The organism is Clostridium sp. AF34-10BH (assembly GCF_003478095.1).
GTDB lineage: Bacteria > Bacillota > Clostridia > Lachnospirales > Lachnospiraceae > Acetatifactor > Acetatifactor acetigignens.
The window spans coordinates 86,753-102,694 of record NZ_QUEC01000013.1 but is presented as its reverse complement, the minus strand read 5'-3'; the positions used below and the strand labels follow the sequence as shown (position 1 = coordinate 102,694).

The following is a 15,942-nucleotide window of genomic DNA, read 5'->3' as shown; positions in this document are numbered from 1 at the left end:
TGAGCAAGCTCCCACCGAGGTATTCCGTTCTATTTTTGCATGGCTCGTAGCTATGCTAACTTTCCATTTACTTCGTATCCTTCATAACATCTTTGTTCTTCACCAGATAATCGATCAGAGATACTACGGTGAGGATCAGTGCGATCCACATAATAATATCGGTGAGGATCTGTAACTGCGGGAAGTTGGCGATCATCAGACAGATCATAACCATCTGGAAGGTGGTCTTGAACTTGCCCCAGTAGCTTGCGGCGATGACTACACCGTTGTCGGAAGCGATCAGACGGAAGCCGCTGATGATGAACTCTCTGGCGATGATGATGATGACCACCCAGGAAGGGATACGGTTCATCTCGATCAGTGCGATCATGGCGGAACATACTAACAGCTTATCCGCCAGCGGATCCATGAACTTTCCGAAATCTGTGATCAGATTGTATTTTCTGGCGATCTTACCGTCGATCAGATCCGTCAGACTGGCGATGATGAAGATAGCCAGTGCGATCATATCCGTCACGAAGGTATTATCGCCGAACCATCCGGCCTGGCCTCCCAGCAACAGGATAATAAACGGCACGATCAGGATCACACGGAAAATAGTCAGCTTGTTAGGCAGATTCATCTTACTCATGGTATATCTCTCCTATTAGATCATATTCATTGGAATCGGTGACCAGAACCTTGACAAAATCTCCGGTCATCAGATTCGCTGAAGTATTTACAAACAGATAGCCATCCACATTAGGGGCATCTCTGTAGGTTCTTGCGACATAGGTCTCTTCGTCCGCTACCTTGCCCTCGATCATTACAGTCAGGATACGACCTACCATATCCTCCGCTTTGTCAAAAGCGATGGCCTGCTGCAGTTCCATCAGTTCATCCCTGCGAAATTCCTTGACCTCCTGCGGCACCTGATCTTCCATGGTGGCTGCGGGAGTATCTTCCTCCTGGGAATAAGGGAATACGCCCAGACGATCGAATTCCATCTCGTTAACAAAGCGATACAGTTCCTCGAAATCCTCCTGAGTCTCTCCGGGGAATCCGCTGATCAGAGTCGTTCTCAAACAGATATCGGGAATCTTCTCCCGAAGCTTACCGATGATAGCACGAAGTTCTGCCTGGTCGGTACGTCTTCCCATGCGCTTTAACACATTGTCGGAAGCATGCTGAATGGGAATATCCAGATAATTGCAGACCTTGGGTTCTGCTGCAATAGCATCGATCAACTCGTCCGTGATCTCCTCAGGATAGCAATATAAAATACGGATCCAATAAATGCCGGGAATCTGCGCCAGTTCATGCAAAAGTCTGGGCAGCTCCTTTTTACCGTACAGATCCACACCGTACAGCGTGGTCTCCTGTGCTACCAGGATCAGCTCCCGTACGCTCTTGTCCGCCAACTCTTTGGCTTCCTTAATGAGACTCTCCATGGGAACGCTGCGGTAATTGCCCCTGACCTTCGGAATAATACAGTAGGTGCAGTGTTTGTCACAGCCTTCTGCAATTTTCAGATACTCAAAATGTCCGCCTGTAGTGACAACACGGTTGGTCTCTGTCACAGGGGCGGCATTGATATCTTCATAATGATTCTGTTTCTGGCCTGCCAGAATCTCTTCCAGAGCGGCCACGATCTCATCGATGGCAGTGGTTCCGATAATGGCATCCACCTGCGGGATCTCCTTCTGGATTTCCTCACGGTAACGCTGTGCCAGACAACCTGCTGCGATCAGTGCTTTGACCTGTCCGCTGTCCTTCAGTTCTCCCATCTGCAGTAATGTATTGATGCTTTCTTCCTTGGCATCACCGATAAAGCAGCAGGTGTTTACTACTACTACATCTGCCTCTGCTTCATCGTCCGTGAAGGTATAACCTTTTTCCTGGAGCATGCCAAGCATCTTCTCGGAATCGACAAGATTCTTGTCACAGCCCAGGGATACAAACAATATCTTCATGCGTCTTATGCTTCCTCATCATCACCAAGGATTTTAATCTTACCCTGATTCAGCTCTTCTACTGCGATAGACAGGGGCTTATCCACCTTGGCTGTTACCAGAGGCTCGTCACCTGCGATGATCTGTCTTGCTCTCTTAGCAGTTGCCATAACAATAGAATAACGGCTGTTGACTACAGGTGCTTCACCGGGTTCTACCTCGCTGTTTACTACTTTCATTAAATCGGTATAAGAGGGATGTAACATTTTATTTTGCTCCTTTCGCGAAACCTTTCAGTTCCTCTCTGATCTCTTTGATAAATTCTCTACGACGGGACGGTTCATTTTTCGCCGCTTCCACAAACTTCTGTACTTCTGCGGCACACACATCCAGATCATCGTTCACTACTATATAATCATAGGCATCCATGCCTTCTGATTCCTCATAAGCCCGGGACAGTCTCTGTGCAATGACATCTGCTGTCTCGGTTCCTCTGCCCACCAACCTCTTCTGCAGTTCTTCTGCACTGGGAGGGGTAACAAACAGTAACAGGCTCTCCGGGAACTGCTCTTTGATCTTCATGGCTCCCTGGATCTCGATCTCTAAGATCACATCCCTGCCTGCCTGCATCTGCTCTTCCACATATGCTTTCGGTGTTCCGTAATAATTGCCGCAATACTGAGCATACTCGATAAATCCGTTTTTTGCAATATTTTCTTCAAATTGTTCTCTGGTACGGAAGAAATATTCTCTTCCGTCCTCCTCGCCTTCTCTGGGCTGTCTGGTAGTCATGGAAATGGACAACGCATAATTGTCATATTCCGATAACAGCTTTTTCACCAGTGTTCCTTTGCCGGCTCCGGAGAATCCGGAGATCACCATCAATATTCCCTTATTCTGCATCTTCTCTGTCCTCTTTTTCCTCTTCCGGCCACAGCGCCTGTGCTCTTCCCGCGATTGTCTCGGGAAGCAGTGCCGACAGAACGACCTGACTGTTCTCCATGACCAGTACCGCTTTCGTCTTCCGTCCCTGTGTGGCGTCGATTGCCTGTCCGGTCTCCTTGGCCTTCTGCACCAGTCGTTTGATGGGTGCGGCCTCCGGGCTGACGATGGCGATGATCTTATCTGTATTTACAATATTGCCAAATCCTATATGGATCAATCGGTTCATGGTATCACCTTTCGTAGCCATGCAGTTCCCATTCGCATAACCGCACGATATCGTGCTTCCCGCTGCTTCGCAGCTTGTTATTCAATATTCTGTATCTGCTCTCTGACTTTTTCGATCTCGGTCTTGAGCTCAATCGCACAGTTGGAGATCTCCAGATCGTTGGACTTGGACAGGATGGTGTTGGCTTCGCGGTTCATCTCCTGTGCCAGAAAATCCAGCTTTCTTCCGATACTGCCACCGGCCATCAGCGTACTCTTCGTGGTCTCGATATGGCTGCGCAGTCTCACCAGTTCCTCATCTACGCATACCTTATCTGCGAAGATCGTCACCTCGGTCAGAAGTCTTCCTTCATCTACAGTAGTATCGCCCAGCAGTTCCTTCACACGGTCTTCCAGCTTCTGACGGTATTCAGCAATGATCTGGGGAGAACGTTCCGTAATGAAATCCACCAGCTTCAGCATGCCATCCAGCTTGCTAATTAAGTCATCTCTTAAATGCTCGCCCTCGGTGATCCTGGTCTGTACAAACATCTCGCAGGCACCCTTCAAGGCTCTCTGAAGTTCTTTCCACAGTTCTTCCTCATCGATGTCCTGTTCTTCCATCACAAATACATCCGGATACTTGGACAAAGTGGACACTCGGATATCGCAGTCTAAGTCAAAATCACTGGCCATCTGCTTCAGGTATCCCAGATACTCCGCCGCCAGTTCCTTGTTGTAACGGACATTGGATGTGTTCTCGGAAAAATCCTCGTAGGTAATGAACAGATCTACTTTACCTCTGGAAATATAATTCTTCAGTTCACTGCGGATCGCAGATTCAAAGAAATTCAACTTCTTCGGCATTTTGATGTTCACATCAAGGTAGCGATGATTCACAGACTTCATCTCTACGGTAAACTTTCTGTTATTCTCGGCAGTTTCACATCTGCCAAATCCCGTCATACTCTTGATCATAGCTTCTCCTGTTGTAAGGGCGTGTAATGCCTTCCGCAATTTACGGTTTTCATTCTATTATAGAATAAATATGCCCTTTCCGTCAAGTGCAGGTGCCCTATTTACACTATTTCCACTCGTCGTAATGCTCCAGAAAATGATGCTTCACACCATCCTCTTTGTAGGCGATGATCGTACGTAAGTTTACATTCTCCACACTCTTGAAAATATTCCCCTCGATAAAAGGGTTAGTCTGTTTCAGCGAAGCGATCAGGTTCTTAATCTCCATACGCTTGGAGGGACTGCTGCCATCGGTACGGCAAGTGGTACAAGTGTCAGTGAACCGGCAGGCACACTGAATAAAATGCAGATCATTGTAATCTCTCCAGTGCTTGATGTCATCCTCCCTGATCAGGTACATAGGGCGGATCAGCTCCATGCCCTCGAAATTCGTACTGTGAAGCTTCGGCATCATGGTCTGTACCTGTCCACCGTACAGCATTCCCATCAGGATCGTCTCGATGACGTCATCGTAATGATGTCCCAGAGCGATCTTGTTGCAGCCCAGCTCTTTCGCATGACTGTACAGATAGCCTCTGCGCATTCTCGCACACAGATAGCAGGGGGAATCCTCTATGTCATACACCGCATCAAATATCTGGGATTCAAAAATGGTGATGGGAATATCCATCAGCTTCGCATTGTTCTCAATGATCTTACGGTTTGCCTCGCTGTAGCCGGGATCCATCACTAAAAATACCAGTTCAAAGGGGAACTTGTTATGGCGTTTCAGCTCCTGGAACAGTTTTGCCATCAGCATGGAATCTTTACCGCCGGAAATGCATACAGCGATCTTGTCGTTTTCCTGAATCATATCGTATTCGTTGATAGCTTTGGCAAACCGGGAAAACAGGACTTTGTGGAACTTTTTGCGGATGCTCTTCTCAATTTCCCTTGCCCGTTCATTTTCCTTTTCTCCGGGCTGTTCCTTCTGCATCAGGTTCAGCAGCCATCCGGTATAGCCGCCCTGTAAGCTGTAGGCCTCCATTCCCTGTTCTCTGAAATACTCTGCGGACACCTTACTGTTCTGTCCACGGCTGCAATACAAAATTACTTTTTTATCCCCTGCTGCCGCCGCCAGTCTGTCTATAAGTTCACATTCGGGGATTGCAATGGCTCCGGGAATCATTCCATAGTTTACTGCTTCATCCCCTCTGGTATCCACCAGGATGTATCGGTCAAGGTCCCGGGACTGTAGTTCTTCCCATGTGATCTCAATGGGCTGTATTGTCTCTTTTTCTTCCATTTTTATATTCCTTTACTCTGCCAGAACAGGCAGTCTATTGTTTTTCCTCTCTCAGTCTGCTACACTGTTATTAAAAATATGGTAACTGAATCGTTACATTACATCCATAGAAAGGCACACAAATGATTCCTTATACTACTTTAGATTCCATTATAGCTCAAATGCCCGAACGCACCGGGCACACTCTGTTAGATGAAGACCAGGGGTGTGTAAAAGGGTGTCGTATGGGCGTATCCCTCTATCGCAACACAGAATATCACATGCCGCAAAAGCATGACGATCAGGAAGGCTTCTTCGTATTGGACGGAAAAGGATATGCTCTCATCGATGGCGAAGAAATCCCTCTGCTGCCCGGTACCGCCTTTATGGTACCTGCTCACACAGATCATGTGATCAGACGGGATCCCTCCTGTGACTGCTGTAAGGTACTGTGGTTCCATGCCGCAGCAGAATGATCCTCAGTCCCCACATACCGCCAGAAGCTCCGGAAGCTGTGTCTGAAGTTCGGTCAGGCTGTCACACTTTTTATCTACTATGGTAAGAATCTCTTCTGTAGGTGGCAGTTGGTCCGGCACCATGACCGTAAATAATCCCGCAGCATGCGCAGACCGGATTCCATTAAAAGAATCTTCCACCGCCATTGCCTGCTCTGGCTTTACGCCCATTTCTTCACAAGCCTTCACGTAAATATCCGGTGCGGGCTTTCCGTGATCCACCATGTCCCCGCAGACAATTTTCTGAAAATATCCAGTGATGCCCGCTCTGTTCAGATGCTCCATGACAGCCGCCTTTCTCGTAGAGGAAGCCAGTGCCACCGGAACTTCGTTCTCCTTCAGATATTCCAGGATCTCATGCACGCCCGGCTTCTCGGGAAGGCCTTCCCGTTCTTCCTTTTTCTGAAATCTCCGGCTGCAATCCTCATGCAATTCTTCAAAAGACACATCGATGCCCTGCTCTGCTTTCGCTGCCTCGAACACTTCCTTCGTGCCCTGCAGTGTCCTTCCGATACAGGCTTTGGAAATCTCGTCCACATTTTTAAGGCCCCTGGGCTCCGCCGCTTCTCTCCAGCACTCCATATACATCCTCTCGGTATCAAAGAGGACACCGTCCATATCAAATATCACTGCGGTTATTGTTGTCTTCATAATTCTCCTCACATCCAGAGCACCATCAGATTGTTACCCATACCGATGATCCCCATCATTTTGCGCGTAAATAGTAATCGATGATATCTGTCTCTTCCATGGAAATATAAGTTCCGTACATGGCTATGTTGCAGCACAATACCCTGCTTCCCGCAGGGAAGATCATCTCATATCCTTTAGACGAAGCCAGCCCCGGATATCTGTCATCCGCCCTTCCGTAGGAAAAATAAGCAGCGGAATTACCTATCTTCAAAGGTTTCGGTGCCCCAATCCCTCCGGCAATCAGAGCCTCGTCCTTTTTCCATTCAAAAAAGCTCCAGTTCTTTTTCTCTCCGAGTTGCCTTGGTTCTCTGCTTCGTTCCGTCAGCAGAATCTTACCCTGTGTATTTAAAAATGTCAATGCTCCCGTCTTTTTATCCACACGGATCTGGGCATATCCCGCTGTAATTTCCACCAGGGAAGGATTCTCCCGCACCGTGCATCTGAGGTCTCCTGCTGCCGTCACCGCCGCTTTCGGGAATTCACGACACTGCCCTTTGGCAAAACAAATCCGGAACATATCCACCGCAAGGGGTGTGATCCGCAAGGTTCCGTAGCTACTCAAAAGATCCACATAGCCCTTGCCCTTCATGACCATGCGCACAGCGCAGTCGATCCTGGAATGTCCGGCGGGCATCAGTGTTTTGGCATCCGGCATATCGCCGTACTCGCCGTTATTTTCTACCATCCGCGGCTCCTGTCTGCCGGTTGCTCTGCCAGCATTGCCGTTTCCTGCCCCGTATACTTTCGCAGGTGACGGCTGTCCCGTCCGCCTCGATTCAGGTCCCCCTGACTTTCCTGCTTTCTTCGGTGTAGCGCCGTCTGTTGTCCCCTGACTGTTTCTTGTCACGATGATCTTCTTTGGGCCGTAACGCTCTCTGGCCACACGTTCCTTTTCCGCTTCCTGTGCCCTCTGTCTGTAGATCTCTTCTTTTGTCTTCTCCGACTCTGCCTGTTTTACCACCGTTTTCACCGGCTTCTTCTGGGCATCTGCGGCAAGGCGCATTCTCTGCTTCTGCTCCGGGGATACCGGATCTGCGATCAGTCCGGTGAGTTTCCCCCGGTACAGCACCGTCAGTTCATGCAGGGCTCGGGTGGCTGCCACGTACAGCTGCTTCACATACCCGTCTTCCACCGGGTAATCTTCCTCCGAAGCGTTGAAGATCAGTACTGCATCGAATTCCAGACCTTTGGTGTATTTTAACGGAAGTACCATGACGCCCTCGCCGATCTCCCATTTTCCCGCATCTCCGGTATTCAGGTCCACGCTGCCCTGTAAGGCTGCTGTTACTTTTTCCGCCTCCGCTTCGTCAATGCAGACTACGGCAATGGTATCCAGCCCCTTGCTCTGCCATGCTTTGATGATCTGCTCCGCCTGTGTCACCTGCTCTGTAAAATCCACACATTTTTTCACCGTGACCGGTTCCCCATGACGTATGATGGGCTCCACCGGATAGACCGGAAAGCTTCCGTGATACAGAATGTCCGTGGCAAACTCCGAGATTTCCACCGTGTTACGGTAGCTTTTCTGCAAAATGCCGAAATAATCAAACTCTCCAGGCAGCATCAATTTCCGCAGTTCCGTCCAGTCGTTGAGACCGTAGCGGTCGGAAATATTCTGGGCCACATCTCCCATGATCGTATAGGTACATTTGCTCAGACAATATTTTAAAGACGCATAGGCCATCATGCCGAAATCCTGGGCTTCATCAATGACCACATGCCCCGCCTCCCGGATCACCGTGTCCTCCTTGATGCGCTTGTAGAGGTAGGCCATGGCCGCCAGATCATAGACATCGTAGCCACCTTCCGGCACCTCGACCGTGAAATCTTTCTCCTGCTCTTCCTTCAGGAACTGTTCGTAGAGTTCCGCCACAGAGCCCTTCCATTCCCTTTTTCCGAAATAGGTCTCATAATAATGCTTGAGCTTCTGCTTTTCCGGCTGGGTATAGGAATAATATTTTCCGCTCAGCTCATTTTCCAGCCGTGCCATCAGATAATCCGTCAGTCTGCTGATTTTGTCCGCCCGGGACAGATCCTTTGTCTCTTTCAATAAGCGTGCAATGGTGGCCCGGTCCAGCAGCACTTTGCCAGTCTTTTCGATCACCACGTCCTCTCTGGGTATCGCGCGGTATTCGTAACGCAGGCAGAAATTCTCCAGCTCCTTAAACCAGCCAAGAGTTCCCTTCACCGCCGGGGTCACACCTTTTACCACCGACTTGATCTGCCAGGACTTGTCCCAGTCCTCGTACAAAAGCCTTACGAACAACTGCTCCATGGTCATCTGGGAGACCCCGTAAACATTCAGTTCCGGCAGCACTCCCGTTATATAGTTTAAGAGCACCTGATTGCTTCCCACAATATAAAAATCTTCCGGTGCAAACTCCTGATCGTAGTTGTACAGGATGTAGGAAATACGGTGCATGGCCACTGTGGTCTTGCCGGAGCCCGCCGCTCCCTGTACGATCATGTTGTGCTGGGGCTTTTTGCGGATGACTTCGTTCTGCTCCTGCTGGATTGTGGCAATGATCTCGCCCAGCACCGCCTTTTTGTTCCGCGCCAGATATTTTGTCAGCAGTTCATCGTTGGCCACCACATCCGAATCGTAGAAGTCCTTCAGCTCATCATTTTCGATCTCATAGGTGCGCTTCCGCGACAGGGTGATGTCGTATTTTCCCTCCCCCTTTACGGAATAAGAGACATCCCCCAGAGCGGCATCGTAATATACGCTGGCAATGGGTGCTCTCCAGTCGATGACCTCCGGTTCTGCCGGGTTATCCGCAATGACACTTCTGCCGATATAGTAGACCTCGTCTTTTTTCAGTTTTTTGTCCCGGAAATCAATTCTGCCAAAGTAGGGCTTTTTCCTCGCCTGTTCCGCCCGGCGCAGATCCTGATTCACGAACTTGAAGCGGGCATCCGCATTGTGCCACAGGGTCTGGGCTTCCTTGTCGTTCTCGTCGAATTCCTCCTGCATGGCATGCAGTTCTTCCGCCAGAGCCTGTACACTCTGCCTGTTGGCATCCACCTTGCGCTGTGCGATCTCTAACGTATGCTGTAATCTTTTTTCCTCATCCTGCCTCGTAATGCCGGGTAAACTGCTCATATTCTCTCCTGTTCAAAACCATAAAAAAGAAAAAGCAAAGGAAGCCTGTCGAAGACTTCCTTTGTATGTATTCTAAATCACATTTTACCAGTCAGAGCCCCAGTCATCGTATCCTGAGTCCCAACTGTCATTGGAATCCCATCCGGAATCCCAGCTGTCATCATCCCAGTCACTGTCATAACTGCTGTCATCATAGGTACTGTAGTAAGAAGAATCCTGAAAATTATCATATTCCGCACCGCTGTCATAGCTGTAGGAATCATAGTAACTCTCGTAATCGCTTTCCATCCAGGATTCATCCGGTGCATAGCGCCAGGAATCATTCTCCCATTCGTACCAGTTCCCATGATAATAGTAATAGTTCTGATCCTCATAGGTGTAATAGCCGTTATCCGGTCTGTTGTCAATCTGCCAGATAGAATAGGCGCCTGTAAAAATCGCCACCAGAGACAATGCTGCCATGATCAGGCAGAAAATTGTCAGAACCGTTTTTTCTATCTTTTTGCTCCGGGCTCTTTTCTTATTATAGGCGGTGTAATCTTTGGTTGGGCGGCTGGCAGGTGCCGCAGCTTTCGGCTGCTGGTGTGCTTTCTGCACTGCCACTCTTTCCTTCATCTTCTGGTAAAGTTCGTTGACCGCATAGGCTTCATCGGTTCCCTTGTAACGTACTGCCCGGGTACCGTCCTCTTTATTCTTATAGACTACGAAGGTGCCATCGGTCTCATCCTTGTAAATACCGAAGGCTTTCGCGCCCTTGTAATCCTCTCCGATAAAGGTCCGCATGTCCTCCAGCGGAAGGTTCATCTCCTTTGCCCAGGCTTTCAGTTCCTCGATTGTCTGTGGTACACCGTTGGCATGGCGGTTGTAATTGTTGTTGACACCGCCACAGTTCGGGCAGACCTGATCAAAATCGTTGATCCAGCTGCCACACCAGTCGCATTTTATCTTCATGTTCCCCTCCTGAAAATACACGTTGCAATAGTTTCTGTTTTATTGTACCACGTTCTGCACCTGCTGCCAACCTAGGATATTGCCAAAAGAATGCGGCTCTCCCTGAGGGTCTTGCTCTGGTCGTAATCATACTCTATGGTCTGGATACTGACATCCGGAAAACGGGCATGCAGCCGCTGCAAAATTCCCCGCTCGCAGACATGGCTGACCAGACATCCGAAGGGATGCAGGATCAGCACACTGCCACAGCCTTTTTCCACATATTGTATCACCTCTGCGGCAATCAGCCAGCCGTCTCCGGTATTGCAGCCCTCCGCCAGAATCCCCTGCACTTTCTCCTTCAGTTCCGGGAACGGCAGATCCGTCTGGAACCGGTCTGTCTCCCCGATCACCGTAAGCAGATGTTTTTGTGCCTCACACAACCGGTGGAGCACAAAGGCACAGGCTTTCGCCATGATGGGATTGCGCTGGTACTTTTCTGCCTTATACCGCTCTGTATCCACCAAATACAGACAGTAGTTGATGAAACCACCACTGTAAGGCTCCATTCCCTGCCGGAGCAGAAAACTTTCGATATCGTCATTTCCCAGTTTCGAATATTTCATATAGATCTCACCGGTGATGCCAACTCTCTTTTTCTTCCCGGGTTTCACCGGTACCTTCGAAAATACTTCGCAGGCATACCGGTAATTCTTCTCTCTGGTGTGCCGTCCGTTCCTGTGTCTCCGAATGCTCTCGCACAGTTTCTTTTCCACTTGACTGCGGATGCGGTCCGTCTCTCCCGGATTCTGTTCGTAGGGCTTCACCTGCTGGTACAGGCACATGATCAGATCGCCATAGCATCCGGCAGCAATCCCACCGGACAACAGTGACGGAGTAATGCGAAAGCCTGTATGTTTTTCTTCTCCCATGAGGTTCAGGGAGATTACGGGAATCTGGGCATACTCCAGCTGTCCCTGCTCTACCATGCGGTACAGCACTCTCTGGAGCAGATTGTAGATATTTCCGGCCCTGCAGGCACCGCCCGCCTGGGGCTCCATGAAGGTGATCTCCTCCGGATCCCGTTCCCCGCTTTCCAGATATTCCAGGAACTGTGCAAGGATCAATACCGTCGGATAGCAATAGTCGCTACTGATATAGCGAAGTGCCAGAGTGCGGTCCTTCACCGGGTTCTTTAAAGTCTCGAAGGAATACCCCTCCGCCCGGAATGCCGCCTCCAAAAATACATTCGTGTACTCCAGCATCTCGCACAGCAGGATCGTACGGGTCTTCTTGTCATGACGTGTGAAATTTTTACATACTCTGTGCAGTTCCTCCATACGTTTTCCTCATCTGACCGGGTTGGTTTGTGTCCGAACATAAATTTACTATTTTATATTGTAAGCTGAATCGTTGGCCCGTGCAAGTGTACATCTGGTTTATTCTGGTTGTCTACCATCGTCTGTAAACTTTCAGGCACACAAAAAAAGTGGAAACCTTGTATTTTCAAGGTTTCCACGCTTTTCAAAAGAGCTGCTGACGGGAATCGGACCCGTGACCTCCGCACTACCAATGCGACGCTCTACCGACTGAGCCACAGCAGCATCACGTGACTGCTAACGCAATCACCGTGTTACATTCTATCAAAGGTATCTCACTTTGTCAATAGAATTATTTTAAATTATATATTTTTTTTGCACAATTCATTCATTATGCTTTCAGTGACCAGTCTGCGCATCTCTTCTGGGGGCATATCATTACCGATATGGTGGCACTGGTACATCAGATAGGAAATCATCCGAGCTAACAGCGCGTTGGTAATATAAGACAGCGGAATGTCCTCCCGCAGTTCTCCTTTCGCCCGTGCACTGTCTATGATCTGGCGGACCAAAAGATCCACCGGCCCGTTTTCCTTCTGTTCCGCTATCCGTTGCCGCAGAAGATTTCCCTCCTTGGAATGATCCGTCAGCAGATGCAGAAACGCCATGATGGCATCCACACACTGGGAATGTTCTTCCACCAACAAAAGCATTCTGTGGATCTGGGTCTCCAGATCCGGACAGGTCTGAATCTGATGGGAAGCCTGCTCCGTTACTGTACGGATTTCATACAATAGGGCACAGACAATGATCTCTTCCTTGGAATCAAAATATTCATAAGCAGTTCCCTTGCCAATGCCCGCCAGCCCGGTGATCATGGACACGCTCATTTCCGAGATATCCTTGTCCTCCCGCAAAAGTGTGCTGACTGCCCGGTACATGGCGGTCACCTTGGGAGGCACCTGGTTCGGTGCCTCCAATCCGGTTATTTTACTCATTTTCCGCATCCCCCGTTTTTCCAGATCTTTGAGATTTTGCCAGCTTCTTAGCCGCTCTTCTCTCCTGTCTGCTCCGCTTATCGAAGATCAGATAGAAGGTCGGGATCAGGATCAGGGTCAGGATCGTGGAAGCCGTCAGACCGCCGATGATAACCAGTGCCATTCCCTGCATCATGACACCGTTATCGCCCAGTCCCAGTCCCATGGGGATCATGGACAGGATCGTTGTCAATGTCGTCATCAGGATAGGACGCAGACGGGTACTTCCGGAAGCCACCAGCGCATCCTCAGTGGACATTCCCTCTTCCCGCAGCATATTTGCGGAATCCACGAACAGAATACCGTTATTTACCACAATACCCATCAACATCAGAAATCCCATCAGGGATACCATACTAATGGTACTTTGCGTAATGAACAACAGCAGGAAGGATCCGATCAGTGCAAAAGGAATACACATCATGACCATGAAGGAGAATCTGGGGGATTCAAACTGCATTGCCATCACCAGGAATACCAGGAATGTAGCTACCAGAATTGCCTGCAACAATGCCTGGAACTCATCGTTCATCATTCCAGTCATCATACTGTCTGCCGGGGTTACAGAATCCGGGAATACCGTGTGATCCACCAGATCGTTGATAGCATTCTGGGCATCAAATATCTTCTCGGAGGTCATAGTGGACGTCACGCTGACCTGATACAGACCGTCCTGCTTCATGATGGTCTCCTGACTCTGTGCGTAATTGATCTCTGCAATATCTCTTAACGGTACCACGGTGCCAAAAGAAGTATCCAGTCCCAGATCCATCAGCAGGTTCAGATCATCATAGCTTCCTTCCGGATATTCCAGCCATACCGCATACTCCGAACCATCATTGGTGATCGTCAACGGATTCATACCGCTTAATACGTTATGTATGGTCATGCCGACCTGAATGGGTGTCAGCCCGTACTGCATTGCCTTCAGAGGATCTACCACTACCTTGGCCAACGTCGTAGAGTTGGCCAGAGAGTTTTCTGTCTTTACGACACCGTCAATCTTCTCGATCTCTGCCTGCAGGTCTTCTGCGGCCTGTGCCAGTTCTGCCCTGTCACTGCCCTGTAAATCGATCTCATAGCTGCTGGTGCTCATCATGGAGCTCATACTGCTGCCGGAAGATGTTACCGTAACATCCATATCCGTCATACCGGCTGCAATCTCATTCCATTTATCTACTACCTGTGCTGTAGTCAGGGTTCTCTTCTTGATGAGATCTGCAGTAAGGGTTGCACTGGAGCCGCTGATGGATACGGAATAGAATTCCACATCCGGTTCCTCTTCAGCGATCTGTTCCCACAGCTTCAGTGCTTCATCCTCTTTTTCCAGTGTGGTACCGGAACGGAAATTCACCGTAACCGCCACGACTCCTTCATCCGCTGCAGGAATCAGCTCCATGTCCAGCGTTCCTGCCAGCAGAACCGTGCCGATCATCAGAGCCACAGCCACACCAACGACGGTCCTTCTGCGCTTCATCAGCTTCCGCAGGATCTTCTGATACCATGTGGTAAATTTCTTCAACAGCTTATCGATGGGCAGATTTTCTTTTTCCTTCGGTTTAAATACTGTGTAGAACAACGGTACCAGCATCATAGCTGCGATCAGGGATGCCAGCATGGCAAATACAATGGTGAATCCCAGCTGCTCAAACATCTGTCCGGACAGGCCCTTCATAGTGGCCAGCGGCAGATATACCACGATGGTGGTAATGGTGGAAGCGATAATAGAAGCCGTCACTTCCTTCGTTCCCTCTAAGGCTGCCTGTTTCAGATCCGGCGTACTCTTCTGTCTTCTGAAACTACTCTCGATCACGACGATGGAAGAGTCTACCATCATACCGATGGCAATGACCAGAGAGCCCAGTGTTACGATGTTCATGGAGAATCCCATCATACTCATAAGGATCAGGGTCAGGAACAGGGAAATGGGCATGGAGGCTCCGACGATCAGGCTGGCTTTGAAATCACCGAAGAACAGGAACAGCACCGCCATGGTCAATACGACACCTAATAACAGGGTCTCTGCCACACTGGTCAGAGCGCTGATAATGGAGGAGCTGGCATCATAGGTGACATCAAATTCAATGGCCGGATTCTCCGCCTGGATCTGCTGTAATTTTTCCTTCACATCCCGGCAGGCATTTACCGTACCGGCACTACTCTTGTTCTTAATGCCGATGCTGACATTGTCCTGTCCGTTGTAACGGCTGATACTGGAAGCATCCTTGGATGCTGTGGTAACATTTGCAATATCCTGTAAGGTAATGACCTGTCCTTTGGTGGTCATCAGGGGTACTTCCCGCAGCTTCTGTACCGTATTGTACTCCATGGACGTCGCCACGCTGAGGTCCTGACTGCCCTGGGTCACGCTGCCTGCAGGATAAGTAAAGTCTACGGTTCCCAGCATCTGTGCCACACTGGACATGGTCAGACCGTACTGCTTCATCAGGGTCTCATTGAGTTCTACTTTGATATAATCCTCGGAACCACCGGTGACGGATACCTGTGCCACGCTGGACAGAGATTCCAGTTCCGGTACCACGGATTCATTGACTACTTTTAACAGATCCACATCGCCGACTTCCACTGCGGAGATCGTCATGACATCCATACTGTTCATGTTCATCTCAATGATGGTAGGCTGATCCACGTCATCCGGCAGACTTAACTTCGCCGTCTCCATGGCCGCACGCAGATCGTTGTGACATTCATCAATATCCACACCGTATTCATAGGTAAACAACACCATGCAATAATTTTCAAAGGAATAAGAATTCACGGAATCCACACCGCTCAGAGTGGAACCGGAATCTTCAATAACGGATGCCACCAGTTCATCCACGCTCTCCGGATCTGCACCGGGATAAGTAGCCATGACGATGAGCATAGGCATCTCAATGTCGGGAGTCAGTTCCATCTTGAATCCGAAAATGGAGCTGATGCCGAATACTGCCAGTGCCAGGAGCACCAGAAAACAGGATACCGGTCTTTTCAGAGCAAGCTTTGTCAAATTCATTCTGCTG

14 protein-coding genes and 1 tRNA gene are annotated in these 15,942 nt (G+C 49.4%); 1 reads left to right on the top strand and 14 read right to left on the bottom strand.

Annotated elements, in window-relative coordinates; translation table 11 throughout:
* Window positions 1-67: 67 nt before the first annotated feature.
* The 7 genes from pgsA to DWZ61_RS10455 all read right to left on the bottom strand — a co-directional run bounded on the left by pgsA (window position 68) and on the right by DWZ61_RS10455 (window position 5,343).
* Window positions 68-622, bottom strand: coding sequence for a CDP-diacylglycerol--glycerol-3-phosphate 3-phosphatidyltransferase (pgsA, locus tag DWZ61_RS10485; protein ID WP_117466760.1), 555 nt, complete (start codon window positions 620-622; stop codon window positions 68-70).
* A gap of 1 nt (window position 623) precedes the next feature.
* Complete coding sequence (gene rimO / locus DWZ61_RS10480; protein ID WP_118538398.1) at window positions 624-1,952, bottom strand: 30S ribosomal protein S12 methylthiotransferase RimO; 1,329 nt, start codon at window positions 1,950-1,952, stop codon at window positions 624-626.
* 5 nt (window positions 1,953-1,957) lie between these two features.
* Window positions 1,958-2,197 carry a DNA-directed RNA polymerase subunit omega gene (gene rpoZ, locus DWZ61_RS10475; RefSeq protein ID WP_022153806.1) on the bottom strand — a complete coding sequence of 80 codons (240 nt, stop codon included), beginning with the start codon at window positions 2,195-2,197 and terminating at the stop codon, window positions 1,958-1,960.
* Between the two features lies 1 nt (window position 2,198).
* Entirely contained in the window at window positions 2,199-2,834 is a 636-nt protein-coding gene (gene gmk, locus DWZ61_RS10470) for a guanylate kinase (protein WP_118504000.1), read from the bottom strand.
* Window positions 2,824-3,123, bottom strand: a complete 300-nt coding sequence (locus tag DWZ61_RS10465) for a DUF370 domain-containing protein (protein ID WP_022313124.1) — start codon at window positions 3,121-3,123, stop codon at window positions 2,824-2,826. The genes gmk and DWZ61_RS10465 overlap by 11 nt, the downstream gene beginning before the upstream one ends.
* Window positions 3,124-3,179: 56 nt before the next feature.
* A complete protein-coding gene (locus tag DWZ61_RS10460; RefSeq protein ID WP_118504002.1) occupies window positions 3,180-4,058 on the bottom strand; it encodes a YicC/YloC family endoribonuclease in 879 nt (292 codons plus the stop codon).
* A 106-nt stretch (window positions 4,059-4,164) separates the two neighbouring features.
* Entirely contained in the window at window positions 4,165-5,343 is a 1,179-nt protein-coding gene (locus tag DWZ61_RS10455) for an ATP-binding protein (RefSeq protein ID WP_117466748.1), read from the bottom strand.
* A gap of 122 nt (window positions 5,344-5,465) precedes the next feature.
* Here DWZ61_RS10455 and DWZ61_RS10450 point away from each other — a divergent pair, with 122 nt between their 5' ends.
* On the top strand, window positions 5,466-5,798 hold the full coding sequence (locus DWZ61_RS10450; protein ID WP_117466746.1) for a cupin domain-containing protein: 333 nt from the start codon (window positions 5,466-5,468) through the stop codon (window positions 5,796-5,798).
* Between the two features lie 3 nt (window positions 5,799-5,801).
* Here DWZ61_RS10450 and DWZ61_RS10445 read toward each other — a convergent pair whose 3' ends face one another.
* The 7 genes from DWZ61_RS10445 to DWZ61_RS10415 all read right to left on the bottom strand — a co-directional run bounded on the left by DWZ61_RS10445 (window position 5,802) and on the right by DWZ61_RS10415 (window position 15,935).
* Entirely contained in the window at window positions 5,802-6,488 is a 687-nt protein-coding gene (locus DWZ61_RS10445) for an HAD family phosphatase (RefSeq protein WP_118538396.1), read from the bottom strand.
* Window positions 6,489-6,543: 55 nt separating this feature from the next.
* Window positions 6,544-9,633 (bottom strand): AAA family ATPase, encoded by a 3,090-nt coding sequence (locus tag DWZ61_RS10440; RefSeq protein WP_118504006.1) that lies wholly within the window; start codon window positions 9,631-9,633, stop codon window positions 6,544-6,546.
* A gap of 84 nt (window positions 9,634-9,717) precedes the next feature.
* A complete protein-coding gene (locus DWZ61_RS10435) occupies window positions 9,718-10,584 on the bottom strand; it encodes a hypothetical protein (protein WP_118538394.1) in 867 nt (288 codons plus the stop codon).
* A 71-nt stretch (window positions 10,585-10,655) separates the two neighbouring features.
* The gene (locus DWZ61_RS10430; protein WP_118504010.1) at window positions 10,656-11,903 is read right to left on the bottom strand and encodes a hypothetical protein; all 1,248 of its coding nucleotides are present in this window, start codon (window positions 11,901-11,903) and stop codon (window positions 10,656-10,658) included.
* A gap of 191 nt (window positions 11,904-12,094) precedes the next feature.
* A tRNA-Thr gene (locus tag DWZ61_RS10425) sits at window positions 12,095-12,167 on the bottom strand.
* A gap of 77 nt (window positions 12,168-12,244) precedes the next feature.
* Window positions 12,245-12,880 (bottom strand): TetR/AcrR family transcriptional regulator, encoded by a 636-nt coding sequence (locus DWZ61_RS10420; RefSeq protein ID WP_182427050.1) that lies wholly within the window; start codon window positions 12,878-12,880, stop codon window positions 12,245-12,247.
* Window positions 12,873-15,935 carry an efflux RND transporter permease subunit gene (locus DWZ61_RS10415; RefSeq protein WP_118538390.1) on the bottom strand — a complete coding sequence of 1,021 codons (3,063 nt, stop codon included), beginning with the start codon at window positions 15,933-15,935 and terminating at the stop codon, window positions 12,873-12,875. Before DWZ61_RS10415 ends, DWZ61_RS10420 begins: the two co-directional genes overlap by 8 nt.
* Window positions 15,936-15,942 lie beyond the last annotated feature (7 nt).